Source organism: Lacinutrix sp. C3R15, assembly GCF_018860825.1.
Lineage (GTDB): Bacteria > Bacteroidota > Bacteroidia > Flavobacteriales > Flavobacteriaceae > Oceanihabitans.
The window spans coordinates 113,141-138,576 of record NZ_JAHKPZ010000031.1; the positions used below are offsets into that span (position 1 = coordinate 113,141).

At 31.9% G+C, this 25,436-nt stretch carries 20 protein-coding genes; 11 read left to right on the top strand and 9 right to left on the bottom strand.

Annotated features, from left to right (window positions below):
* Nucleotides 1-18: 18 nt before the first annotated feature.
* Complete coding sequence (locus KO494_RS11670; protein ID WP_215967787.1) at nt 19-2,934, top strand: FAD-binding and (Fe-S)-binding domain-containing protein; 2,916 nt, start codon at nt 19-21, stop codon at nt 2,932-2,934.
* On the opposite strand, the gene KO494_RS11675 is transcribed toward KO494_RS11670, so the two are convergent.
* On the bottom strand, nt 2,929-3,774 hold the full coding sequence (locus KO494_RS11675; protein WP_215967788.1) for a UDP-2,3-diacylglucosamine diphosphatase: 846 nt from the start codon (nt 3,772-3,774) through the stop codon (nt 2,929-2,931). The two genes, KO494_RS11670 and KO494_RS11675, sit on opposite strands and share 6 nt — an antisense overlap.
* 194 nt (nt 3,775-3,968) lie before the next feature.
* Between KO494_RS11675 and aroC the strand changes: the two genes are divergently transcribed.
* The 8 genes from aroC (at nt 3,969) to KO494_RS11715 (ending at nt 11,652) form a co-directional block, all read left to right on the top strand.
* Entirely contained in the window at nt 3,969-5,027 is a 1,059-nt protein-coding gene (gene aroC / locus KO494_RS11680; protein WP_215967789.1) for a chorismate synthase, read from the top strand.
* A gap of 122 nt (nt 5,028-5,149) precedes the next feature.
* Entirely contained in the window at nt 5,150-6,475 is a 1,326-nt protein-coding gene (locus KO494_RS11685) for a dicarboxylate/amino acid:cation symporter (RefSeq protein ID WP_215967790.1), read from the top strand.
* A 146-nt stretch (nt 6,476-6,621) separates the two neighbouring features.
* Nucleotides 6,622-7,659 carry a glutathione synthase gene (gene gshB, locus KO494_RS11690; RefSeq protein WP_215967791.1) on the top strand — a complete coding sequence of 346 codons (1,038 nt, stop codon included), beginning with the start codon at nt 6,622-6,624 and terminating at the stop codon, nt 7,657-7,659.
* 34 nt (nt 7,660-7,693) lie between these two features.
* Complete coding sequence (locus KO494_RS11695) at nt 7,694-8,860, top strand: sulfurtransferase (RefSeq protein ID WP_215967792.1); 1,167 nt, start codon at nt 7,694-7,696, stop codon at nt 8,858-8,860.
* Nucleotides 8,860-9,687, top strand: a complete 828-nt coding sequence (locus KO494_RS11700; RefSeq protein WP_215967793.1) for an N-formylglutamate amidohydrolase — start codon at nt 8,860-8,862, stop codon at nt 9,685-9,687. The genes KO494_RS11695 and KO494_RS11700 overlap by 1 nt, the downstream gene beginning before the upstream one ends.
* 7 nt (nt 9,688-9,694) lie before the next feature.
* Complete coding sequence (locus KO494_RS11705) at nt 9,695-10,852, top strand: flavohemoglobin expression-modulating QEGLA motif protein (protein ID WP_215967819.1); 1,158 nt, start codon at nt 9,695-9,697, stop codon at nt 10,850-10,852.
* 125 nt (nt 10,853-10,977) lie between these two features.
* Complete coding sequence (locus tag KO494_RS11710) at nt 10,978-11,244, top strand: hypothetical protein (protein WP_215967794.1); 267 nt, start codon at nt 10,978-10,980, stop codon at nt 11,242-11,244.
* Nucleotides 11,245-11,274: 30 nt separating this feature from the next.
* Entirely contained in the window at nt 11,275-11,652 is a 378-nt protein-coding gene (locus KO494_RS11715) for a hypothetical protein (RefSeq protein ID WP_215967795.1), read from the top strand.
* 6 nt (nt 11,653-11,658) lie between these two features.
* On the opposite strand, the gene KO494_RS11720 is transcribed toward KO494_RS11715, so the two are convergent.
* Nucleotides 11,659-12,075, bottom strand: coding sequence for a thiol-disulfide oxidoreductase DCC family protein (locus KO494_RS11720; protein ID WP_215967796.1), 417 nt, complete (start codon nt 12,073-12,075; stop codon nt 11,659-11,661).
* A gap of 85 nt (nt 12,076-12,160) precedes the next feature.
* Entirely contained in the window at nt 12,161-14,326 is a 2,166-nt protein-coding gene (locus tag KO494_RS11725; RefSeq protein ID WP_215967797.1) for a DNA mismatch repair protein MutS, read from the bottom strand.
* Nucleotides 14,327-14,477: 151 nt separating this feature from the next.
* Here KO494_RS11725 and KO494_RS11730 point away from each other — a divergent pair, with 151 nt between their 5' ends.
* Nucleotides 14,478-15,416, top strand: coding sequence for an alpha/beta fold hydrolase (locus tag KO494_RS11730; protein WP_215967798.1), 939 nt, complete (start codon nt 14,478-14,480; stop codon nt 15,414-15,416).
* Nucleotides 15,417-15,546: 130 nt separating this feature from the next.
* Here the strand turns inward: KO494_RS11730 and KO494_RS11735 are convergent, their stop codons facing one another.
* From KO494_RS11735 to KO494_RS11760, 6 genes are all read right to left on the bottom strand, one after another.
* Nucleotides 15,547-16,995: an ATP-dependent endonuclease gene (locus KO494_RS11735; RefSeq protein WP_215967799.1), complete on the bottom strand. Its 1,449-nt coding sequence runs from the start codon at nt 16,993-16,995 to the stop codon at nt 15,547-15,549.
* Between the two features lie 321 nt (nt 16,996-17,316).
* Nucleotides 17,317-17,928, bottom strand: coding sequence for a DUF4468 domain-containing protein (locus tag KO494_RS11740; protein ID WP_215967800.1), 612 nt, complete (start codon nt 17,926-17,928; stop codon nt 17,317-17,319).
* A gap of 281 nt (nt 17,929-18,209) precedes the next feature.
* Nucleotides 18,210-18,782, bottom strand: a complete 573-nt coding sequence (locus KO494_RS11745; RefSeq protein ID WP_215967801.1) for a cupin domain-containing protein — start codon at nt 18,780-18,782, stop codon at nt 18,210-18,212.
* A gap of 158 nt (nt 18,783-18,940) precedes the next feature.
* Nucleotides 18,941-20,701: a CocE/NonD family hydrolase gene (locus KO494_RS11750; RefSeq protein ID WP_215967802.1), complete on the bottom strand. Its 1,761-nt coding sequence runs from the start codon at nt 20,699-20,701 to the stop codon at nt 18,941-18,943.
* Nucleotides 20,702-20,857: 156 nt separating this feature from the next.
* Entirely contained in the window at nt 20,858-22,582 is a 1,725-nt protein-coding gene (locus KO494_RS11755) for an amidohydrolase (RefSeq protein ID WP_252730381.1), read from the bottom strand.
* Between the two features lie 511 nt (nt 22,583-23,093).
* Nucleotides 23,094-24,587, bottom strand: coding sequence for a YfcC family protein (locus KO494_RS11760; RefSeq protein ID WP_215967803.1), 1,494 nt, complete (start codon nt 24,585-24,587; stop codon nt 23,094-23,096).
* 79 nt (nt 24,588-24,666) lie between these two features.
* Here KO494_RS11760 and ung point away from each other — a divergent pair, with 79 nt between their 5' ends.
* Nucleotides 24,667-25,332 carry a uracil-DNA glycosylase gene (gene ung / locus KO494_RS11765; RefSeq protein WP_215967804.1) on the top strand — a complete coding sequence of 222 codons (666 nt, stop codon included), beginning with the start codon at nt 24,667-24,669 and terminating at the stop codon, nt 25,330-25,332.
* The last annotated feature ends 104 nt before the right edge of the window (nt 25,333-25,436 follow it).

The window sequence follows — 25,436 nt, forward strand, 5'->3', positions numbered from 1 at the left end:
ATTATTTAATATACTACAATGAAAAATGCTTTAAAATCACTTCAAAGCCAGTTAATTGGCGACTTATATCATGATGATTTAATGCGTTCTATATACGCAACAGACGCTTCGGTTTACAGAAGATTACCTCTAGCAGTCGCTTTTCCTAAAAACAAAAAGGATATAAAATTACTTATTGCTTTTGCAAAAAATAATAACACCTCTTTAATTCCTAGAACTGCAGGTACATCTCTGGCAGGACAATGTGTTGGTGAAGGCATTGTGGTAGATGTTTCTAAGTATTTTACTTCTATTTTAAGCCTTAATAAAGAAGAAAAAACAGTAACAGTACAGCCTGGAGTAGTGCGTGATGCACTTAATAATTACTTAAAGCCTTTTGGTTTGTTTTTTGGTCCAAATACTTCCACGTCTAATCGTTGTATGATTGGAGGAATGGTAGGTAATAATTCTTCAGGAACCACCTCTATTCAATATGGTGTAACCAGAGATAAGGTTTTAGAAATGCATACTATATTAAGTGATGGTAGTGATGTTGTCTTTACAGAATTATCTGCAGAAGCATTTAATGACAAAACAAAACTTGATACCTTAGAAGGAAAAATTTATAAAAGTATATTTTCAGAATTAGCTCTTGAAGCTGTTCAAGAACAAATAAAAAAAGAGTTTCCAAATCCAGAAATACATAGAAGAAATACAGGATATGCAATAGATGAGTTAATAAAAACAAGTGTTTTTTCAGAATCAGACTCTAATTTTAATATGTGTAAATTACTTTCTGGTAGTGAAGGTACACTTGCATTTACCACGCAAATTACATTAAAACTAGATACGCTTCCGCCAACAGAAAGTATTATGGTTGCTGCACATTTTAAGAGTATTGCAGATTGCTTAAAAAGTGTAGAAAACGTGATGCAACATAATTTGCATACTTGTGAAATGATGGATAAAACTATTTTAGATTTAACCAAACACAATAAAACACAACAAGAAAACAGGCAGTTTATTCAAGGTGATCCGGAAGCCATATTAATGTGTGAAGTGCGAGGAAACACCATTGAAGAAGCTAAAAAACAAGCAGAAGCACTTGTAAAATCTATTAATAAACAAGGTTTAAGTTATGCAAACCCTTTATTAGTGGATAGCGCTATTAATAAAGCGGTAGAATTAAGAAAAGCAGGCTTAGGTTTGCTGGGTAATATGATTGGCGATAAAAAAACGGTTGCTTGTATAGAAGATACAGTAGTAGCTTTACCAGATTTAGCTAATTATATTGAAGCATTTTCTGGGTTAATGAAAACCTACAATCAAAAAGCAGTATATTATGCGCATGCAGGTGCAGGAGAACTACATTTAAGACCTATTTTAAATTTAAAGAAAAAGGAAGATATTGTTTTGTTTAGAAAAATAACAACAGATGTAGCTAAGTTAGTAAAACAATACAATGGCTCTATGAGTGGTGAGCATGGTGATGGTATTGTTCGTGCAGAATTTATTCCGTTAATGATTGGTGCTGCTAATTATAAAATTATAAAACGCATAAAAGCTACTTTTGATGCTGCTAACATTTTTAATCCTGGTAAGATTGTAGATGCGTATGCTATGGATGAAAATTTACGCTACCAGGCAGATAGAGTAGAGCCACAAATAGAAACCTTATTAGATTTTTCAGAATCACAAGGTATTCTTCGTGCTACTGAAAAATGTAATGGTTCTGGTGATTGTAGAAAGCTTCCAGAATTTGGTGGTACCATGTGCCCAAGTTATAGAGCAACAAAAAACGAGAAAGATACCACTAGAGCAAGAGCAAATGCCTTGCGTGAATTTTTAACAAACTCAGAGAAAGCTAATAAATTTAACCATCAAGAATTAAAACAGGTTTTTGATTTATGTTTAAGTTGTAAAGCGTGTTCTAGTGAGTGCCCAAGTAGTGTAGATGTTGCTAGTTTAAAAGCTGAGTTTTTATACCAATATCAAAAAGAAAATGGGGTTTCTTTACGTACCAAATTGTTTGCGTATAACAACCAATTAAATCAACTTGGTAGCGTTTTTCCGAAGCTTACCAATTTTATGTTTTCTAATCAAATTACTGCTTCTATTTTAAAAAAATCTTTCGGAATTGCCAAAAAAAGAAACCTTCCTTTAATATCAAGTAAAAGTTTAAATAAACAATTTAAACACGCTAAAAACAAGAGTATTACAAATAAATACATTAAAACAGTTTATTTGTTTAATGATGAATTTACAAACTTTTTAGACACACCCATTGGATTAGATGCTATTCATCTTTTACAACAACTTAATTATAAAGTTTTACTTGTAAATCATGAAGAATCCGGACGTACGTTTTTGTCTAAGGGCTTATTAAAACAAGCTAAAAAAGTTGCTGTTAAAAATGTAGAAATATTCAAGGATTTAATTACAGAAGAAACACCACTAATAGGTATTGAGCCTTCAGCGATTTTAACGTTTAAAGATGAATATATAAAACTTGTTTCAGATAAAGTTTCTGCTAAAAAAATTGCTAAAAACACTTTTTTAATTGAAGCTTTTCTTCAGCAAGAAATAGCCTTAGGAAATATAAGTGCTTCGCAGTTTACTAAAGAAGAAAAAACGATTAAGTTTCATGGGCATTGCCACCAAAAGGCACAAGATAATCAGTTGTCTAGTTTTACTATTTTAAATCTTCCAGAAAACTATAAAGTAACTATTATACCTAGTGGCTGTTGTGGTATGGCAGGAAGTTTTGGGTATGAAAAAGAGCATTTTGAGGTTAGTATGCAAATTGGAGAACAAACATTATTTCCCGCAGTAAGAAAAGCAAGTAAAGAGACAATTATAGCTGCAAATGGTACAAGTTGTAGACACCAAATAAAAGATGGTACTCAGCGTGAAGCAATGCATCCTGTTTCTATATTAAAAAATGCCTTATTATGATTTTTTAGTGCTTTGGTCTACAATGGTTATTGCGGCAATTAAATCTTTCATTTCCATTTCTTTAATGTCTTCATCGGCAAAAAAAGGAGATAGCTTGTCTTTGTTGTAATTGTATATTTTCCAACGTTTAAATTGATATTCTAACGCTGTAAAATTTTCAACCCAATCGCCAGAATTTAAATAAGTAGTCTTACCGTTTTTGTTGGCTTTAACTATCATTTTTGGTTGGTGTATATGTCCGCAAATAACATAGTCATAACCATTTTCTATAGCTAAATCTGTTGCAACTTCTTCAAAATCATTGATGTATTTAACAGCACCTTTTACGCTGTTTTTTATTTTTTTGGAAAGCGAATAACGTTCTTTTCCTAAATTGATTAAGCACCAATTAATAAATCTGTTGATAACAATAAGTAAGTCATAACCATAACCACCAAGCTTTGCTAGCCATTTAGCGTTTTGAATAGATACATCAAAAACATCACCATGAAAAAACCATGCTTTTTTGCCATCTAGTTCGGTAATATATTTATCTACAATAGAAATTTTACCAATATGTGAGTTGCTAAACTTTCGTAGCATTTCATCATGGTTTCCTGTAATGTAAATTACTTCGGTACCATTAGAAGCCATGGTAATAATTTTTTTAATTACTTTTAAATGTGCAGAAGGAAAATAACGCTTGCTAAATTGCCAAATATCTATAATATCACCATTTAATATTAATTTTTTAGGCTCTATACTGTTTAGGTATGTTAGTAGTTGTTTGGCATGACAACCAAAAGTTCCTAAATGTACATCAGATATTACAGCAATTTCAACTTTTCGTTTAATTTTCAAAACAATAATGTTTTAGTTTATTAATATTACAAATTACACGATTATATGTTATTTAAATATTACCTATTAATTATATAATTAATAGCATATTGTAAAGTTTATGTTTCCAAATATTGCGCAATAATTTTAAATGCATTTTCATTTCTGTAATAATAGATTTACATTAGCAACAAATATTTAGTATATACATTATAATGGCTGGAAATTCTATAGGAAATATATTTAAAGTTACCACTTTTGGGGAGTCTCACGGAATAGCAATTGGTGGAATAATTGATGGTTGTCCGTCAGGAATTACATTAGATTTTGATGCTATTCAAAACGAATTAAACCGAAGAAAACCTGGTCAATCTGAAATCGTTACTCAGCGTAAAGAACCAGATACAGTAGAGTTTCTTTCAGGTATTTTTGAAGGTGTAACCACAGGAACATCTATAGGATTTACTATTAAAAATGCAAATCAAAAATCTAAAGATTATTCGCATATCAAAGATGTTTATCGTCCTAGTCATGCAGATTATACTTATGATAAAAAGTATGGCGTTCGTGACTATAGAGGAGGAGGACGAAGCTCTGCTAGGGAAACAGCTTGTAGAGTAGTTGCAGGAGCCATAGCAAAACAAGTGCTAAAAGAGGTGAAAATAAATGCATTTACCTCTTCTGTAGGTGAAATATTTATAGATAAACCATACCAGGATTTAGATTTTTCTAAAACCGAAACAAATATAGTACGTTGTCCTGATGAAAAAATTGCAGAACAAATGATTGCTAGAATTAAAGAAATTAGAAAACAAGGAGATACTATTGGTGGTACAGTAACTTGTGTATTACAAAACGTACCTGTTGGTTTAGGAGAACCTGTTTTTGATAGATTACATGCAGAACTTGGTAAGGCAATGTTGTCTATAAACGCAGTAAAAGGATTTGAATACGGAAGTGGTTTTTGTGGTGCTAAAATGAAAGGTAGTGAACACAATGATATTTTTAATGCAGACGGAAGTACGAAAAGCAACCTTTCTGGTGGTATTCAAGGAGGAATAAGTAACGGAATGGACATTTATTTTCGTGTTGCCTTTAAACCTGTTGCAACCATCATGCAAAAACAAGAAACAATAAATAGTGATGGCGAAATTGTAGAAATGCAAGGAAAAGGAAGACACGACCCTTGTGTTGTACCTCGAGCGATACCAATAGTAGAAGCAATGGCTGCCATGGTTTTAGCAGATTATTATTTGTTAAATAAAATGCATTAATATATTTTATAAAACAACCAGCACAAAAAAGTGAATGGCTTGAATTTTATACAGAAGTATACATACATTTAATAAATAAAAAAGTTTAATATAACAGGTAATTACCTTGGCTTAAGATGCTTATGAAGAAATTAGAACTACACTGGAAAATATTAATAGGAATGCTACTTGGTTTAGTATTTGGTTTTATAATGTTGCAAATATCTTGGGGAAAAGACTTTACAACAGACTGGATAAAACCAATAGGAACCATATTTGTAAAGCTTCTTAAACTTATTGCTGTTCCGTTAATTCTAGCTTCTCTTATTAAAGGTATTTCAGATTTAAAAGACATTTCAAAATTTAAAAATATTGGTATTCGTACTATAATAACCTATGTTTTAACTACTGTTATAGCTATTACTATTGGTTTATTATTAGTAAATATTATTGCTCCTGGAGATGGAATTTCTGAAGAAACCATTAATAAACTTACAGAAACATACTCTAATAATAGTAGTGTACAAGCAAAAATAGCAGAAGCTTCAAAACAAAAAGATAGTGGTCCTTTACAGTTTTTAGAAGATATGGTTCCTGAAAATGCCTTTTCTGCAATGAGTAATAATAAGCTAATGTTGCAAGTTATTTTCTTTTCTATCTTTTTAGGAATATCTATGTTGCTTATTGGTGAAAAGAGAGCAGAACCAATGAAAAATTTCTTCGACTCTTTAAATGATATCGTCCTTAAAATGGTAGACTTAATCATGCTAACTGCTCCTATAGCTGTTTTTGCATTACTAGCAAATGTTGTAGTGTCTTCAGATGATCCTGACTTGTTATTGGCATTAGTAAAATATGCAGGTGTAGTTGTACTTGGCTTAGCATTAATGGTTGTTTTTTATTGTGTTTTAGTAGCAACTGTAGCTAAGAAAAATCCGTTTTGGTTTTTAAAAGAAATTAGTCCAGCACAATTATTAGCATTTTCTACAAGTAGTAGTGCAGCAACATTACCTGTAACTATGGAGCGTGTAGAAGAGCATATTGGTGTAGATAAAGAAGTATCTAGTTTTGTTTTGCCTGTAGGTGCTACCATAAATATGGATGGTACCAGTTTATATCAAGCTGTAGCAGCTGTTTTTATAGCGCAAGCTTTAGCCTTTGATTTAAGTTTTGCAGACCAATTAACAATTGTACTTACGGCATTATTAGCATCTATTGGTAGTGCAGCAGTTCCTGGAGCAGGAATGGTTATGTTAGTAATTGTACTTGAATCTATTGGCTTTCCTGCAGATAAATTAGCCATTGGTTTAGCGCTTATTTTTGCTGTAGACAGACCTTTAGATATGTGCAGAACAGTAATAAATGTAACAGGAGACGCTGCAGTTTCAATGATAGTTGCTAAATCTGTGGGTAAACTAGGCGAACCAAAAGTTAAAAATTGGGACGATAACTATGAAGAAGTTAAGTAATAATTTTTCTTTTTTCTTTTAATCCTTTTAGTTTTTAAACAGCCTTTGTTGCTCTATCTATAATTATTAGGTCTAAATATTTTTTATGTTTGTCTAGCGTAAAAATTATTTTTAAATTTAGCTAAACTAACCTAAATATAAAAAATATGAATATTTGCTTTATAATGTATCCATGGAATGAGATTGATGCAGAAAACGATACAAGTTTAGCTTTAATTAAAGAATGTGCTAAAAGAGGCCATGGTGTTGCCATGTGTACACCTGCAAACCTAACCATTAGAGATAGTGTTACCAGTGCTTTTTGTAATGTAATAGGAAGAATGGAAAAAGTACCCAATTCTTTAAAAGCTTTTTATAATAAAGTAAAGTTAAGAGAAGAAATGCTACCTCTAGCTGGTTTTGATGCTATATTTTTTAGAGCAAACCCTCCTTTAGATCCAATCATGCTTAACTTTTTAGATTCTGTAAAAGATGATGTGTTTATTATAAATTCTATTGAAGGAATGCGTGAAGCAAACAATAAACTGTATACAGCAGCTTTTGGTGATGCACACAGTAATATTATACCCAATACACATGTGTCTAAAAACAAAAACTATTTGGTACAACAAATCAAAGAATCTAAAGCAGATAAAATGATTATTAAACCACTAAATGGTTTTGGTGGTTCTGGTGTAATTCTTATTGAAAAATCTGCAATGAGTAATATTAACTCTTTGCTAGATTTTTATATAAATAGTTCTGACGGAAGCTCTAACTACGTTATACTTCAAGATTATATTGAAGGAGCAGACCAAGGAGATGTTCGTATTTTATTATTGAATGGAGAACCTGTTGGTGCTATGAAACGTATTCCTGGTGAAGAAGACCATCGTTCTAATGTATCTGCAGGTGGAAGCATTGCAAAACATACACTTACTAAAGAAGAAAAAGCATTGTGTAAACAAATAGGGCCTAAACTAGTAAAAGACGGACTTTACTTTGTTGGAATTGATGTTATTGGAGGGAAATTAGTAGAAGTAAATGTCATGTCACCAGGCGGAATTACCTATATTAATAAAGTATATAAAAGCAAAGTAAAAGTAGAAGAACGTGTTATTGATTTTCTAGAAAGTAAAGTATTAGATAAGTTGCAGGCTTTTGACAGACGTTCGCGTTTACGTAAAACCGTTGAAGAAGCTTAAAAACAGTTTTCACAATTTAGTAATCTAAATAATTATGTCTAATCTAAAACTAGATAGCTCTATAGTTTCTGTAAATTGGTTGCATAAAAACATACATGCACCTAATCTTATTATTTTAAATGCTACTATACCAAAAGTTACAGTTGCTAAGGATGCTACTTTAGAAGCGTTTCAAATACCAAATGCCATATTTTTTGATATTAAAAAGAAGTTTAGTAATGTAGAAGATGCTTTTCCTAGTGCATTTCCTTCACAAGAAACTTTTACAAATTCTGCTCAAGAGTTAGGTATAAATAAGGATTCGGTAATTGTTGTGTATGATGAAAAAGGAATTTATTCTAGCGCAAGAGCTTGGTGGTTATTTAAAGCCTTTGGTCATGATAATGTAGCTGTTTTAAACGGAGGTTTTCCAGAATGGAATAGAAAAAAATTACCTGTAGAAAACAAAAAAGAGCACAAAACAACAAATGGTAATTTTCAAGCAAAAGCTCAAGATGGCTACATGGTTTTTTTTGATACTATTTTAAAAATTCAAGAAGACTCAAAATATACTATTTTAGATGCTAGATCTGCTCAAAGATTTAATGCAGAAGTACCTGAACCTAGAAAAGGATTACGCAGTGGCAACATACCCAATTCTAAAAATCTGCCATTTGAAAATCTTTTAGAAAACAACCAATTACGACCAAAAGAAGAAATACAAACTATTTTTAACCAAGTAACAAATCAACAAGAAAATCTGGTTTTTAGTTGTGGTTCTGGTATTACAGCCTGTGTTTTAGCACTAGCAGCAACAGAACTTGGTTATACAAACATTTGTGTTTATGATGGCTCATGGACAGAATACGGAAGTTTAATTACAAATAATAAAACCATGCATTGGACAAAAAATGAACTCATTGCTTATACTTTATTATATGCTGCAAATTCAAACTTTGAAGAAGATAATAAAGAAAGAAACCTAATCATTGAAAAAGTAAACATGCAAACCTTTCAAAAAATTCATGATGAGTTTGATGCAGATAATGATTACCAAAGTATACAGAAAATTCAAAAAGGGTTACAAGAGCATGATTTTACACAAAAAGATGTAAATAAGTTACTTTTAGAAATTAAAAACATGTTTTTTGTCGATGGAAATTTTGATGTTTATGAACGTATTATGTACAGAAGTTTAAATAAATTATTATCTGTAGAATAATGCAAAAACTTAGTGTAACACAAATAGTTTCTAAAATAGAAGCAGAAGAATGTTTTCATGCAGTAGCATCAGATTACTCTTTTACCATTAAAATTGACACCTATACACACTATGTTTGTGGTGCTGTACACGATGGCCATCAATTTAGAAAAGAACTTTGGGATAATTGCTTACATAGTGAATATGAACGTTGGTATGAAGAAGATCCAGAAACCAAAAATATGGTGCAATCGCATCCTATAGTTATTGCAGGAATGGATTCTAGATTTGAATATGATTTAAATCGAGCTCCAGAAACAGCAATTTATACAGATGCTTGGGGAAAACAACTTTGGAAACAACAGCTGCCTGAAGCTATGATAGCTAAAAGCTTAGCTAAACACACTAATTTTTACCACGTAGTACATGCATTAATTAAAAAATTAGAAGAAAAATTTGGTGTTTGTATCGTGTATGATATGCATAGTTATAATTGGAAACGCTGGACAAGAGAAGTGCCAACCTGGAATTTAGGAACCTCAAACCTAGATACGAATAGATTTGGTGAAACTATAGAATCTTGGAGAAACAGTTTGAGTAAAATGCAACTGCCAAACCATATAAAAAGTACTTCAAAAATTAACGATACCTTTCAAGGCAACGGTTATTTCTTAAAATATATAACCAATAACTTTAAAAATACATTAGTTTTGGCAACAGAAATAGCCAAAGTATACTGTGATGAGTACGAGCAAATTCTATATCCAGAAGTGGTAGCTGCTGTTGAAAAAGAATTGCACAGCAAACTACCAGAACATGCAGCGGCATTTTACAAAAAGCACAGATAGTTTTTATATGAATGCAGTAAATTCAAGCACAAAGGCCTTACTAAAAATAGACAATCGTATTGACGAACTTGTTAAAAAAATTGAACTATTAAGCTATGTAAATCCTACAAATATTGAAGCAGAAAAAGAGCGGTTCTTTTCTAGCAAGTATTTAACAGATCCTGTGTTTACATACCCTTCTATAAATTTTGATCGTTTTAAATTACATCGCGAACTGTTTGCACAACCTATTGAGCAAATTGAAGATCTAGAAATTAGACAATTATATGAAGATATTGTTTATGCATATTCTGGGCTAATAGCGTGTATTGAAACCATTGGTGAAGGAAAAAAATTCTATTATAACTCGTTACATTCTTTTGGTACACCAACAGAAGACGATGTAGAAAATGCTAAGTTTATTCTACATTTTAAAGGAGAAGATGCTAATAGTGCGCAATTTCTTCCAAAGTATTCAACCAAAGAAACCCAAGAAAGGTTTCGCGAGTATTCTACGCGTTATGATTTTAGTTATAAGATACAATTATCAGATAAAATGAGCGCTATTGCTATGGTTTTAAATAATATTCAAACCTTAGTAATAAATAAAAATCACACCTTTTCAGATAATGAAATTGAAGTATTAACCAATCATGAAATTGGTGTACACATGGTTACAGCCATTAATGGTATGTTACATCCTTTAAAGATTTTTTCTCATGGTTTTCCTAATTATGAAGAAACACAAGAAGGCTTGGCTGTTTTTTCTGAGTATATGAGTAATAATCTTACTGTTAATAGATTAAAAGAATTAGCATATCGTGTAATTGCTGTAGATGGTTTAGCTAAAGGATATTCGTTTTCAAGAACTTTTAGAGAACTACACAACCAATATGATTTAGACAGAGAAACTGCTTTTTATATTACTGTTAGAGCGCATAGAGGAGGAGGTTTTACTAAAGATTACTTGTATTTATCTGGATTAAAAAAAGTATACAATTACTACAAACAAGGTAAAGATTTAAAGCTTTTACTTACCGGAAAAATATCTTTATCTTATTTAAACTCTATAGAATCTCTTTACAATAAAGGGCTTTCGGTTCCAGCAAAACACATTACAGATTCTTATTTTAAAAACAAGAATACTAATAAAACGGTAGACTTTATTTTAGATAGTTTAAAATAACCTTGTAGTTCAACCGATTTTTTTACACCCAATTATTACTTATCTAGTTTTATGGTTGTATACCGAATTAATTTCAGTGCCTTAAATGCTACCTATATCTTTGTAGTGTTAATAATATTAGTCACATGAAATTAGTACCATTTTTATCTTTATTTGTTTTTTCAATCTTTTCAGTATCTGCTCAAGATTTAAAAATAGATAGTACTTTACAAGAAGTTTCTTTACCTACTGAAATTACTTCTGTTTCTTTAGTAAATGAGATTGAAATACCTGTTCTTTTTGACGAAAATACTATAGCAAGAAAAAAATCTTACAAGTATATTATTGAAAATACACTTTCTGGAAGAAAAAACTTAATTTTTAAAACCAGAAAGAGCAATAATATATGTTAATAAAACCTACCTACGTTAAAACAAATTAACATGCAAAAGCCCTTTAAATCTAGCCTTATAATTCTTTTTACTTTACTATCTACATTGTTTTCTTGTAGTTCAGATGCTGATGATGTTGAAAATACTAACAATGCATTAGTTGGTGTTTGGCAACGTATAGATTCTACTACTAATTTTGAAAATAAATTTGTTTTTAACGCGGATAATTCTGGAATAAAAATTTCATCAGAAACCAATACAGATGAAACAGCAATCTCTAACGCAATTTCTTTAGAGTGGATTTCTGCTAATAACCATTTACAGTTACTAATAAACGAAGTCATTGATACTCCTTATTATTTTAATGAAGAAGGGCAGCTTGTTTTAAGTGCAATTTCAGAGATTCCTTTTACTAAAATAGAAGAATAATAAAGCTTATTCTAAAAACTTAGCTTTTAATTCTGGAGTTGGTATCATACAAGCTTCTTTTTTACCATACCAAGTATATCTGTTTTTTGCTATGTAATCATATACCCAATTACGTATAAAAGCTGGTATTAATAAAAACACTGTCATTACATTAATAGGAAATCCTAAATACCTAGCAATTTGTAAGGCAGCAGTAGATTTTACTTGTAAACCATTTTTACTAGAATAGAGTAGTATAGAGTCTGTTTTTACAGGATCTATATTATAGGTATGTATCACACTTTTACCAATTTCACTTTGTAAAGGAGCAAAACGAAATATATCTTTTTTATCGTGCTTAATTACATACTGTACAGTGCTATTGCATAAATTACATACACCATCAAACAAAATAAGTTTTTTATGTTTTGGTAATTGGTTCATGTTGTCATTACTGCCTAAGCAGGAATTTACTATTTAAATTAATTATACAAATGTATTCCTGTTTGTTCAGGAAATACAAAATACGCTATTTCACTGCTTCTACAAGTTCTAGCATATCTATATTTACGTTAGTTGTAAAAATACCATAATTAACAACGGCTTTATTTTTTTCAATAGTATCAATACTACCAACAGCACGACCATCTTGCATACGTACACGATCACCAACTTTTAAAATTGGTTTTGGTTTTTCTGGAACGATGGCTTTTTTCTTGGCTTCCTTTTTCTTTTTACGTATAACTTCTACTTTCTTTTCGGCTTCTTTTTTTACTTTGGTTTCTTTCGCTTTTATTGCTTTTTTCTGTTTCGCAGAAACTTTTTTACGTTTAGAATTTTCAATCTGAACCAGTTTAAATAATTCAGACATTAATGCCTTTTTTTGTTTATTATCGAAGAATTTTTCGGCTAAATCATTTACTTTTTGTCCTAAATAAATTAAACGTTGGTTACTATCATACAATTCTTGATAGCTTTCTAGTTTTTTTTGAATCTTCGCATTAATTTCTTCTAATCTATCTGCTTCCGCAATTTTTTTCTTTTCGTTTTGCTTTAAAGATTGTCCTGTTTTTTCTAGTTTACTTCTCTCTTTTTGAAGCTTAGCAATAGTAGCATCAAAACGTACTTTACCACGTTCAATTTTCTTTTTAGATCTGTTTATTAAGCTGTAAGGTATTCCGTTTTTTTGTGCAACCTCAAAAGTAAAAGAGCTTCCTGCATTACCAATTACCAGTTTGTAAATAGGTTCTAAACTTTTTTCATCAAAAAGCATGTTTGCATTTTGCATATATGGCATTTCGTTTGCCAAAAGTTTTAAGTTAGAGTAGTGGGTAGTTATAATACCAAAAGCTTCTCTATGGTAAAACTCTTCTAAAAAAGTTTCTGCCAAAGCGCCACCAAGTTCAGGGTCTGATCCTGTACCAAATTCATCAATTAAGAAAAGCGTGTTTTTATTACATTTTCTTAAAAAGTAATTCATTTGTTTTAATCGGTAGCTATAGGTACTTAAGTGGTTTTCTATAGATTGGTTGTCACCAATATCACTTAAAACCCTGTCAAATAAACAAATAGAACTACGTTCATGCACAGGAATTAGCATACCACTTTGTAGCATAACCTGTAGTAATCCTACCGTTTTTAACGTAATACTTTTTCCTCCTGCATTCGGACCAGAAATAACAATAATTCTACTATCCTGTTTTAATTCTATGGTTTGCGGAAACGTTTTTTCTTTCTTTTCCTTATTGTTTAAATACAATAATGGATGAAAGGCATCACGCAAAAACATGCGTCTATCTTCATTTATTTCCGGAAGAATAGCATCCATAGATCTTGCATATTTGGCTTTAGCCGAAATAACATCTATGGCAATTAAAAAATCTTGATATTTTTCTAATAAAGGTAAAAACGGTCTAATAAAATTAGTAATTTCCTTTAAAATTCTAACAATTTCTTCAGCTTCTTCAAACTCTAAATTATTAAGTTCTCTGGTGTGTCTTAAGGTAGCTTCTGGTTCAATATATACAATACTTCCCGTTTTGCTACTTCCCATGATAGCGCCTTTAACCTTACGTCTGTACATGGCTTTTACAGCAAGTACTCGTTTGTTATCTACTACAGATTCGCGTATATCATCTAAATACTCTAATTGGTGGTAGGTGTTTAAAGCAGATGTAAAACTTGCATTAATTTTACCTTTAAGGTTGTTTATGCTTTGTCTAATTTCAAAAAGTAGCGGAGAAGCATTGTTTTTAATATCTCCAAACCGATCTACATTGGCATCTACCTTTTCAATAATTTCTTTTGTTACTTCAATGTAAAAAGCAAAATCGTTTAGTTTTGGGTAATACTCTTTAAACTTTTTAAGAAAGGTTACAATCTCATTACATGTTAATGAAATAGAAACCAATTTTTTTAAGCTGTGTATTTCTAAAAAAGTATTTTCAATTTTTAGCAGTTTTAATTCTTTAGAAATCGTATCAAAACCATGATTCGGAATTCTATTATCATTATGAAAAGAAGAAAGGTACTCGTCTACATGCTGTAATGCTAGTTGTAAGTCTTCTTTGGTTTTATATGGCGCAATTTGCAAAGCTTTTGCGTTTCCTAAAGGCGTTATGCAACGTTCGCTTACTTGCTGTAATACGGTAGAAAACTCTAAATCTTGTAATGTTTTTTCGTGAATATGAATCATATTATTTTCCAGGAAAGTGGAAATCTGCTTTGAATTTAATAAATGCTTTTATAAACAAACAAAGTTAAGTATAATGTTTTAAAATCACACACTAACTAGCTAATGTTACTTGTAATTATGCGTAGATTTGCAGGAACGAATACATACCTATATGCGAATATTTTTAGTACTTGCACTTTCTACTTTGTTATTAAGTTGCAATGATCCTTATAAAAAGTTTAAGAAAACCCCGGATTATATTACCAATGCCAGTGGAATTGACCAATCTTATTTGGAAGCTTATGACGAAACTTTAAAGTTATGGAATGTCACGTATGAAGCATTATACATTCCTACCACACATGGTATTGCACATGTATTGGTTAGCGGACCAGCAGATGCAGCGCCTGTAGTATTGTTACATGGCATGGATGCCAGTTCTACCATGTGGTATCCTAATATAGAAGCGCTTTCTAAAAACCATCGTGTATTTGCTATTGATTTTCTATTAGAAGCAGGAAAATCACATGTGTATGATAAAATGGATAATAAAGAAGAAGTTACCAAATGGTACCAGGAAGTATTATTTGCGTTGCAATTAGAAAACTACCATTTAATTGGTGCTTCTCGTGGTGGTTGGTTAGCAGTAAACCTTGCTTTAAACAACCAAAAAAGTATTAAAAGCATGGTTTTATTGAGTCCTGCGCAAACCTTTACGTGGATTAAACCGAGTACAGATTTATTTAAAAATATTGTTTCGTTGCTTTCTTCTAAAGAAAAACAAATGGAACAAAGCCTAGAAAGCATGTCTACCAATGTCGCTAATATTAGCGATGCGTATTTAGCGCAGTATGCTATTGCTTTAAAAAAGGAATCGGAAAACCAATTTGTAGCTAGTATGCAGCCTTTTTCTAATTCTGAATTAAAATCATTACAAATGCCTGTATTGGTTTTAATTGGCGATGACGATATGATTAATGAAAAACGAACCATAGAAATAGCCAAAATGCTACCGCAAGGAAAAGGAGAAGTGATACGCAATGCAGGACATTTCTTGTCTATCGATCAAGCGGAAATAGTGAATGCCAAGATGTTGGGGTTTTTGGAGTAATCATGGGGTTTCGTTGCGTGGTTTAAGCACCTAATTTAGCAAATACAAGCGGAATAGAAAATACAATAAGATTTACGAAAGTAGACTAGGACTAGCAATAAATTTTATACGATGTTGTATGCTGTACTTTTTAATCATATTTTAATTTCCGTAATATTTTAATCGACTTTTTTAATTGAGCTTCTGTAAATTTTCTATTTAATGTGTTTTCAGGATGATGAATTGAATGCCTAATATATTTTGGCAGAGAAACGTTGTAAGTGTTATTATTTCTTGAATCAATCCATTGTTTGTCTTGGTCAAGTCCTTGAAGTTTAGCATTTTCTACTTCTTCTAGATAACCATATAACTCATTATGATAATCAGTAGTTGGAATGTCAAAAACTTCAAAATTTACCTCTGAATATGAACTTGATGTTCTTTCAATTCTTTCAACTTTAGTTTTTTCATTATTCTCTTTAAAAACCTTAAAATTTCTATTGAGATTACTTTTGTCAATCAAATAATTTGAATGAGTTGCATAAATAACATAGGTTGAATTTTGTCTAGATGTTATTTTATTTAGCTCTTTTCTCAAATTCAATTGAGCTTGTGGATGTAAATGAGTTTCTGGCTCATCCATTAGCAGAATTTTACTATTTAGAGATTCTGTTTTGTCATCAGCAGAAATTGTTAAAAGGAAACTAATAAACTGCTTAAAATCATCAGACCTTTGTGATGTGTTTTTAGCTTTATCATGTACATCTTTGTCTTCTATCAGAAGTGATATTTTATCACTATCTATTTCAAAAAGAATTGAAATTGGGTGATTTTCCCAAATAGTATTTATATGTTCAGTTACTTTTCTACTCAATAATGATTCTAGGTTTCTTATCCTAGCATGACTAGTTAAACTACTTATTTTTTTTGCTATTTCTTTTGTGGTCTTAATACCTGCAAGTTTAAAACAGTTATAAAGTGGTATTGAAATACTACTTGGTTTTGCTGAAAAGTCTGTTAAACTTATTTCGTCCAAAATCAAATACTTTGAAGTAGACTCCCAAAAGACTACAGTATGTGAGTAGCCATAAAAGAAATCAGGATAATTGCTTTTTATGAAAGAAGTAAGATTAAAGTCTTCTTCTGTACTTTCTTTCTCTTTTTTAGTAATGGTTTTAGCATTACTCGAATATCCTTTGAAAATATTTGTTTTAAAGTTTACTTCTTCAGTTATTTCCCGTTCAATTTCCGTGTCATTATTAAAAACAATTTTGATAATTACATCTGTTGCAGAAATTTTGCTTGTAATTTCTTTCGGGCATTTGTTATCCTTGATTAATTGTTCTCGTAATTCTTTGATAATATTTTGACTAATTGAGTAATGAAAACTAATTTCTACATTTTTAGTTTCGTCAAAATAATCTTCTGGATAGGTTAGATTTTCTTCGTCATATAGTGAAATTGCTTTGAGAATACTACTTTTTCCAGATTCGTTTATACCAAATAAACAATAAGTATAATTGTCACCTATTTTTTTTAATTCCAACTCTACATGTTCGATGCTTTTAAAGTTATGAATTTCAAGTTTGTTTAATTTCATTTAGAATCTATGTTTTTCGTATTGCATACAACTCGTTATATAATAACTAAAGTCCCTTTTATTCATTAATAAAACACTTTTAGTCCAAAAGTTAGTAAAACGAAACTAGCCATTAACACTTTAATGTACAATACGTAGTACTACGTATTTTTAGTAAAGTTATTTACAGTACTTTGCTACTCGAAGATAGAACAAGGTTTTGAAATCTCTTTACGGGAAACCGTATTTAGATTTAGTATTTAAAAATAAAACACAAACGTAGGTTTGTGCTGTAGTAGGAGTGAACCAACAATATATTAAATATAGTGTTGGCTAAAGTTTTTACCATTTGTCTTTTTCTAATTCCTTAGATGTATTTCCTTCTTTTATTGCTTTTTCTAAAGCATCTAAAGTTGCAATTGCTGAAAGGTGTGATTTATAAAATGCTTTTCCCATAACTGTTCTTTGATATGCTTTTGGATTGATTGGAAATGATTCTTCAACTTTCAACGATGAATGTGAATCTGACGTATTACCACTAACAATTTTTTTGTCATACTCTGTCAACGTTAAAATTATTCTAGCTCGACCTTCTTTAACATCAACTCTAACAATATGCCAACAATCAACATAAGTCGTAATTAATGAAACTCCAACATGAACATCTTTGTAAAGACCTTTACCAACAATACGTCCTAAATCTTTGTCTTGTGTTTGAATTACTGATTTTCCACTCCCATAATTATAGACAAAATAGTTTAGTGACCTGTTATATATTTCGTCTTTAGATTTTATTTCAGGAACTTCAATAATTCTTGTGTATGAAACGTTTCCGTTGTCATCAAGTTCCCATTGACCTTCAATTTCAGCCAACATCTTCCTTGTTGTTTTGTTTTGCGAATAAGTTACAGATGTAACTAAAACCACTAATAATAATAGCGTAATTTTTTTCATATTCTCGTTTGGTTTTTAATTTGTCAAATATCTTCTAATGTAAGTACTTCCAGTTATAAAGCAGTATTACAAAATCAATAATTAACGCTTTAATGTACAATACGTAGTACTACGTATTTTTTGTAAAGGTATTGACAGTACTTTGCTTGACGAAGATAGAACAAGACTTTGTAATCTCCTTACGGGAAACCGTATAGCTAGTCTAAAAATCTAAGAAGCCTTTTGTAAGTAGGCGAGAGGTTGGTAATTAATTTATATGTTGTTGGTAACTGTCTTTTTAGTTAAACGAATTTCAAATTATACTTTCCACAAATTGCGCTTACCTTTTCCATGTCAGGTGGTCCTGCAGGTAATTCCGCTAATTCCTTAAACATGTCTTCTAAACCAGCAGGAAAAATGCTTAACATGGCTCGGGATTTTTCTTCTCCCACAACTTTCCATGAATGTGGAACTCCTTTTGGGCAGAAAATCAAGTCACCTGCTTGTAGAATTGTGGTTTTATCCCCAACGAGCATTTCCACTTGGCCAGACAATACTTGAAAAACTTCATCCTCATTATCATGAACATGTGGCGGAATTCCAACTCCTGGTTCATTATTCTGTTCAATTAAAGTGTACTGCCCATTGGTGTCTTTACCAGATAACTTGATGTTTTGATTATCTCCCAAAACATTTAATTTGTTTCCCTCGTTCGCTTTAACAATTTTGGGATTTTGTAATTCTGTAACTGCTGCTTTTGAAGTTTCGTTGCTATTCTCCTTCTTTGTTTCGGATTTGCAAGCATTAATACTAGGAATAATGGATAGTGCTCCAATTCCCATTACTGACTTTTTTAAGAAATCTTTTCGTTCCATATTATTGCGTTTTGATTGGTTTAACTATATTGTTATTAACGTATTTGTATACGATTTGGAGCGTGTTTAAGTTACTAAAACCGAATAGAATATTCCTGCGGAATAATCGTAAGTAGGCTAGATCTAGCACTTAATTTATATGATGTTTTGCATAGTTTTTATTTTACAATTGGTAATTCTAAAAAAGATTTATTTGTTTTATTCCTATATATGTTCAAAGTTGGTATTCCTTCTTTCGGAACTTTGTCAAAGGTGTCTTTATCTGCCCCAGAAATTGCTATTCTAATAGAATGCCCTTTCTTTATGAGAATAGATGTTGGGTGTAACTTAAAGCTGATTTCTTCTATTGTATCCGTTGGCATAGGGGATGCATCTAATTTTTTAAAGGAATGATACGGTATCGTATTAAACATAACATTCTTAGATAATTTTCGGTGTTGAAGCAAAAGGCCTCCTTCTGTAATATACCTGCTTTTTCCACTTGGATCTACATCTTCTAAGTAGACAAAAATGGCACCTTCTTTGTGTGTAGACGACAGGCTGAGAGAAATTACGGGAACTCCTGTAATTTGAAGCGGCTCTTCAAGTGGTGCGGTGGTATACGTTAGCATTAAGGAATCGGCAGCATTGCGATTATTAAGGTTAAGAATGTGTTTTCCCATTTGGGTTGTCCATCGATTGTTTGTACCAGTACTTACAGAAAAGTCCACTAGATATGCATCCATACCTTGTGGTGCTTCTGATGCTGAAGCATTTAATTTTCCGTTGGCATCTAAATAATAGGTAATTCTTTCTTGCCCTTTGGGTGGCCAAACATCAGATTGTTTAAATGATTCTTCTCCAAAATTATAGTACTTAATTGTTGGCCAATCTTCAACGTTTTTATTTTCCCCTTTTATATAATGGTCAAAGAAGTTACGTTGCAGTATAAGCTGTTCCGCTACCGATGGAACAGGTGCAACAATACTATCAGAAACAACAAATGGGCTGGCATGAGAACGTCCGCCATGTGAAGTTGGCATCATGACAACCTTCTGCGGATTGGTAAAATGCTGTAACCTTAATAAAGTACCTTCTGCTGTTCCAGCATCAAGCCAACTTGTAAGAACTAGCATGGGTATATTGGATTCCGAAATTTCCTTTTTCCAATGCAAGGGGTCAAGTTCTTCGAATTTGAAATCCCCAAATTTGGAATCTTTGAATGGTGATGCAGTTAGGGCTTCCAATACGTTTGGATTGTTTTTGTGTGCTTTGATTGCTTCTGTTGGAATAGCTTCCTCCACACGCCTCACACTTACGCCCAGATGCTCCACTGAATTTTGGTCTAACCAATCAACATATTGACTCCATGGCGCTATAAAACTAGTTGCAAGCATTCCATAAGGACGACTAGGACTCTCATATACATCAAAATCGGACCAACCAGGAATAACCGCTTTAATGGCTGGATGTTGCGTTGCACATAAAAGCTCTGCTGTTGTTCCAGAGTAAGAGGTACCATAGGCTCCCACCTTACCATCAGACCAGGGTTGGTTTACCATCCAATCCACAAGATACCAAGCATCTTTTACTTCCGTAGGCGTGTATTCTCCTAAACGTACTCCATAAGAAGCACCAGTTCCCCTGACATCCACTTTTGCAAGGATATAATCATGGTCAAGAAAATACTTATCGCGTTTACTGAGTGCGGCAATTCGCTTTCCTGTTTTCGCGTCTTCTTTGCCTCTCCAGTATCGGGTAAATTCAAAGAGCACAGGAAGTTTTTGATTTTTGTATTTTTCTGGAAAGTAAACATCCACAGCTAACTTTGTTCCATTTACAGCAGGGACATAATAAGACGCAACGTTGTTTTCTTGCGAAAAGCTGAATGGATAAATGGAAACAAAAAGGAGTATAAATAATAATCTTTTAGCAGTCATTTTCTGGTATGTTAAATTATACGTAACGTACTTGTATGTTACTAGTTACGAGTTTAAATAACTAATTTAATAAATAAAAACGAAATAGAATATTCCGTAAGAATATTCGTAATTAGGTTAGGGTTAGGAATAAATTGTATACGTTGTTGTGCCTCGTTATTTTGTTTCTTTCCTATAAACCACTTCACCATTAAAAATAGTCATGTCGATTTCTGTATTTAAAATCTGATTTTCTTCTACAGTCATTAAATCTTGATTGTAAATGGTAAAATCCGCAAGCTTACCACTGGTAATAGAACCTTTAATATCTTCTTCAAAGGCACCATAAGCAGCATCTAAGGTGTAGGATTTTAACGCTTGCATTCGTGTCATTTTTTGTTCTGGCTCATAACCACCTTCAGGAGTTCCTTTCAGGGTTTTTCGGCTTACACTCGCATAAAAACTAGCAATAGGATTAAGAGGTTCTACAGGCACATCTGTTCCATTTACAATAGGAACACCACTCTGTAATAATGCTTGCCACATGTAAGCACCTTCTTTGATACGTTTTTCACCCAAACGGTCAATAGCCCAAGGTCTATCGGAAGACAAGTGTATGGCTTGCATTGCTGGAATTACATGCAATGCAGCAAAACGAGGAATATCATCAGGATGTAGATGTTGCGCATGTTCAATACGGAATCGATGATCGGCATCTAACATGTTTAATTCTTTTAACGCCAATTCATATTGATTCAGAATTTCTCTATTGGCACGATCTCCAATGGCATGCGAGCAGATTTGAAAATTGTTTTGCAGTCCTTTTATTGCGACTTCTTTTACTATATCCATTGGAAGCGTTTCATGGCCATAGTGCCCTTGGCGATCTGTGTACGGTTCTAAAAGCCAAGCACCTCTAGAGCCTAAAGCACCATCACAACTTAATTTTATAGAACGTATTGTTAACCGATGGTCTGGATCTATTCTTGGACCTTTTTCAAACCATTCTTCAAGTAATTCTTCACCACCTCTTAACATGGCATACATTCTAACATTCATTTTTCCAGCAGATTTCATGTCATCAAATAGTTCTATAATATCTTTTGAAATACCTGCGTCATGAAAACTAGTGATACCATTTTTATGGCATGCTTCCATAGCAAGATGAAACGCTTTAATGTTTGTTTCTGGCGTTTCTTCAGGGATATGCTTGTAAATCATAGATATTGCATGTTCATTGAAAATACCTGTTGGCATACCAGATGCGTCTACAATAACTTCTCCTCCTTCCACAGCATACGACTGGATTCCTTCTTTACGTAAGCCTTTTAATCCTGCAATTTCCATAGCTTTAGCATTTGCGAATCCTGCGTGACCACTTGCATGAAATAAAAAAACAGGATTATCTGGAGATACTTCGCTGAGTAAATGATGCGTTTGAAATCCTTTAACGGTGTTTGCAGGCATACTGTCCCATTTGCTTTGGTGCCAACCGCTACCTATGATCCATTCGCCTGGTTTAGACGTTTTCACTTTCGTAGCAACAGCGTCAACAATATCTTGATAGCTAGTGGTATGCATAAGATCAAGCTCTAATTCATTATAGCCTAAGCCCATAAAATGACCATGCCCTTCAATTAAGCCTGGTGTCATTGTCTTTCCTTCTAAATTTATAAGTTCCGTTTGTTCATTTTGATAGTTTTTGGCTTCTTCAAAACTTCCAGCAAAGAGAATTTTATCCTTTTTTGTTACCACAGCCTCCACTGTTGTTTGTGTAGAGTCTACTGTATAAATAGTTCCGCCATGAATAATCATGGTGCCATATTCTTTTTTATTATTAACACAGGAACTTAAAAAAAGGCAGGCTATTATTATGTTTAATTTAAAAAATCGTAGTGTCATAATAGTTGTAATTTGTTTTAGTTGATTAATTAATAATTTGCTAGTTTAATATAGAATCTGTTGTTTATTCATTTTAGCATTGGTTAGTGGTTATGTAACAAAATATATTACATAATAACTAAAGGTATTATTTTTTTTATGAATAAAACGCTTATAATCATGTAATTAAAGGGGGTAAATTACCATTTAAAATCCCTTTTTGCAATACGTATTTCTACGTGTATTTAATAATGTGAACGACAGTATTTTTTCAATGAAAAGTATAGCTATTTTTCTAACACAATTTTGGATTGTATTGCATATAAAGTACAGCGATATTATTTGCTTTCACAAGATGGAGCGCATTAAAAGTATTTACAAAGTTATTCCTTTTAGTGTACAAATTAGTCGTGAAAGCCATTTCATCCTATGAAACTGCAGTATAAAAACCAGGGTAGCAACTAGGAAATAGGAAATAGGAAAATATTAAACTCGTTTTATGCTAACGGAATCTATTCCGCGAAAGCGTAAATTATATATAACTAGAAACAGTCATTACAATTAAAGTAAAGATTATGAGTATAATAAATAGTGGCATTACAAATTTTAGCCATTTATTAAAACCTACTTTTACTACTGCTAAAGAAGCAAGTATGAGTCCTGTAGGATTAATAAAATAGAAAAGTCCCATACCATATTGATAAGCATTGACTACAATTTCTCTACCAATACCAACGCTATCTGCTAGAGGAGACATGATAGGCATGGTAAGTACTGCCATACCAGAACTACTAGGTATAAAAAAGGAAAGTCCTGCGTAAACAGCTGTCATTGTGCTTGCAAACACCCCTTTATTCATGTCTTGGGTTATAGAACTTGCATAATATAAAAGGGTATCGCTAATTAAACCATCTGCCATGATAACGGTTACACCACGAGCAATACCAATAATTAATGCAACACCAAGTAAATCTCCTGCACCTTTTACAAAAGTATCTATAAAGTCGGTTTCTTTAATTTTGGCTATAAAACCAATAAGTATAGCGCCTACTAAAAAGGTAGCTGTCATTTCTACAAACCACCATTCTAGTGCAACTACACCATAAATCATGACAATAAAACTTAAAGCAAATACCATTAAAGATAAGCGTAAACGGGTTGTAAAAGTTACTGTTTTTGTGTTTGTATTTGTAAATAAAGCTGCTATTTGTTTTTGTTGGTCATACACAATAGATTTTGTAGGATCTTTTTGTACGCGTTTACCATAACGTATAATGTAAACTAAGGCAATAGTTAAACAGGAAAAAAGCATAAAAAGTCTTCCTGCAAGACCAGTGGTCCAGCTTATTCCTGCAGAATCACTTGCAATAATTGTACTAAAAGGGTTTATGGTAGAACACATGGTACCAATAGAGCTACCTAAAAAAATACAGGCAATACCAACCATAGCATCATATTTTGCAGCTAAAAAAACAGGAATTAAAATAGGGAAGAAGGCAATGGTTTCTTCTGCAAAACCAAAGGTGGTTCCTCCTGCAGCTACTAAAGTAGTTACTAAAATAATAAGTATAAACTCACGGCCTTTTAGTGCATTTGCAAGCCAACTTATACCAGCATCAAAAGCTCCTGTACTATTAATAATACCTATTAATCCGCCAATTATTAGGACTAGAAAAATAATATCTGCTGCTTCAATAATACCTTTAACAGGAGATTTTATAAATTCTAAAACACCTTGTGGTTGTGCTTCTAATTTTTGGTAGGTGTTTGGTATATTTATGGGTTTATAAATATCGCCATTTGTAAATTTTTCTAGGGGAATCTTTATGTTTAGTGTTTCTAAATTTTCTTGTGTTGCAGCTATTGTTTCGGTTTTTTCTAAGCCAATTCTAGAAAAGGTATTGTCTGCATTATTGTATGCTAGTGTTTCATATTTACCAGCAGGAACAATCCATGTTAATAAAGTAACCAATCCTGCTATGATAAGTAAAATGGTTTGTGCAGAAGGAAATTTAATTTTTTTCATATTATAATTAAGTACTGAAAATTTTATCAAGTTTAAAGATAGTATTATTTTAGACTTCCATAAATAAGTAACAAAAGAAATGCACATTAATATTGATAGTAGTTGGCAAAAATATTTAAAGGAAGAGTTTGATAAACCTTATTTTGCTTCGTTGTTAAAATTTGTAGAAGAGGAGTATGCAAGCAATACTTGTTTTCCTGAAAAAGAACTTATTTTTAATGCTTTTAATTTATGTGCTTTTGAAGATGTAAAGGTTGTAATTATAGGGCAAGATCCTTATCATGATTACGGACAAGCTAACGGATTATGTTTTAGTGTAAATGACGGCATTGCATTTCCGCCATCATTAAAAAATATTTTTAAAGAATTAAATAACGATATAAACAAAACCATTCCTGAAAGTGGCAATTTAGAATCTTGGGCTAAGCAAGGGGTTTTATTGTTAAATGCAACTTTAACAGTACGTGCGCATCAAGCAGGAAGTCATCAAAAAAAAGGTTGGGAAACTTTTACAGATGCTGTTATTAAATTGATAAGTGATAAAAAAGAGAATGTGATTTTTTTACTTTGGGGAGGATATGCTAAAAAGAAAGCCAAATTAATTAACACTAATAAACATCAAATTTTAAGCGCAGGTCATCCATCTCCATTAAGTGCTAATAGAGGGTATTGGTTTGGAAATAAACACTTTAGTAAAGTTAACTTCCTGTTGGAGCAAGATGGGTTTCGGCCTCTGGTTTGGTAGACCTAACGCTAACTACTCCTTTGTTTTTATTTAATTTTTTTCTTGTTTTGTTACAACTAAACGCTAGTAATATAAAGTTGATTGCAACTAAAGAAACGATGGTA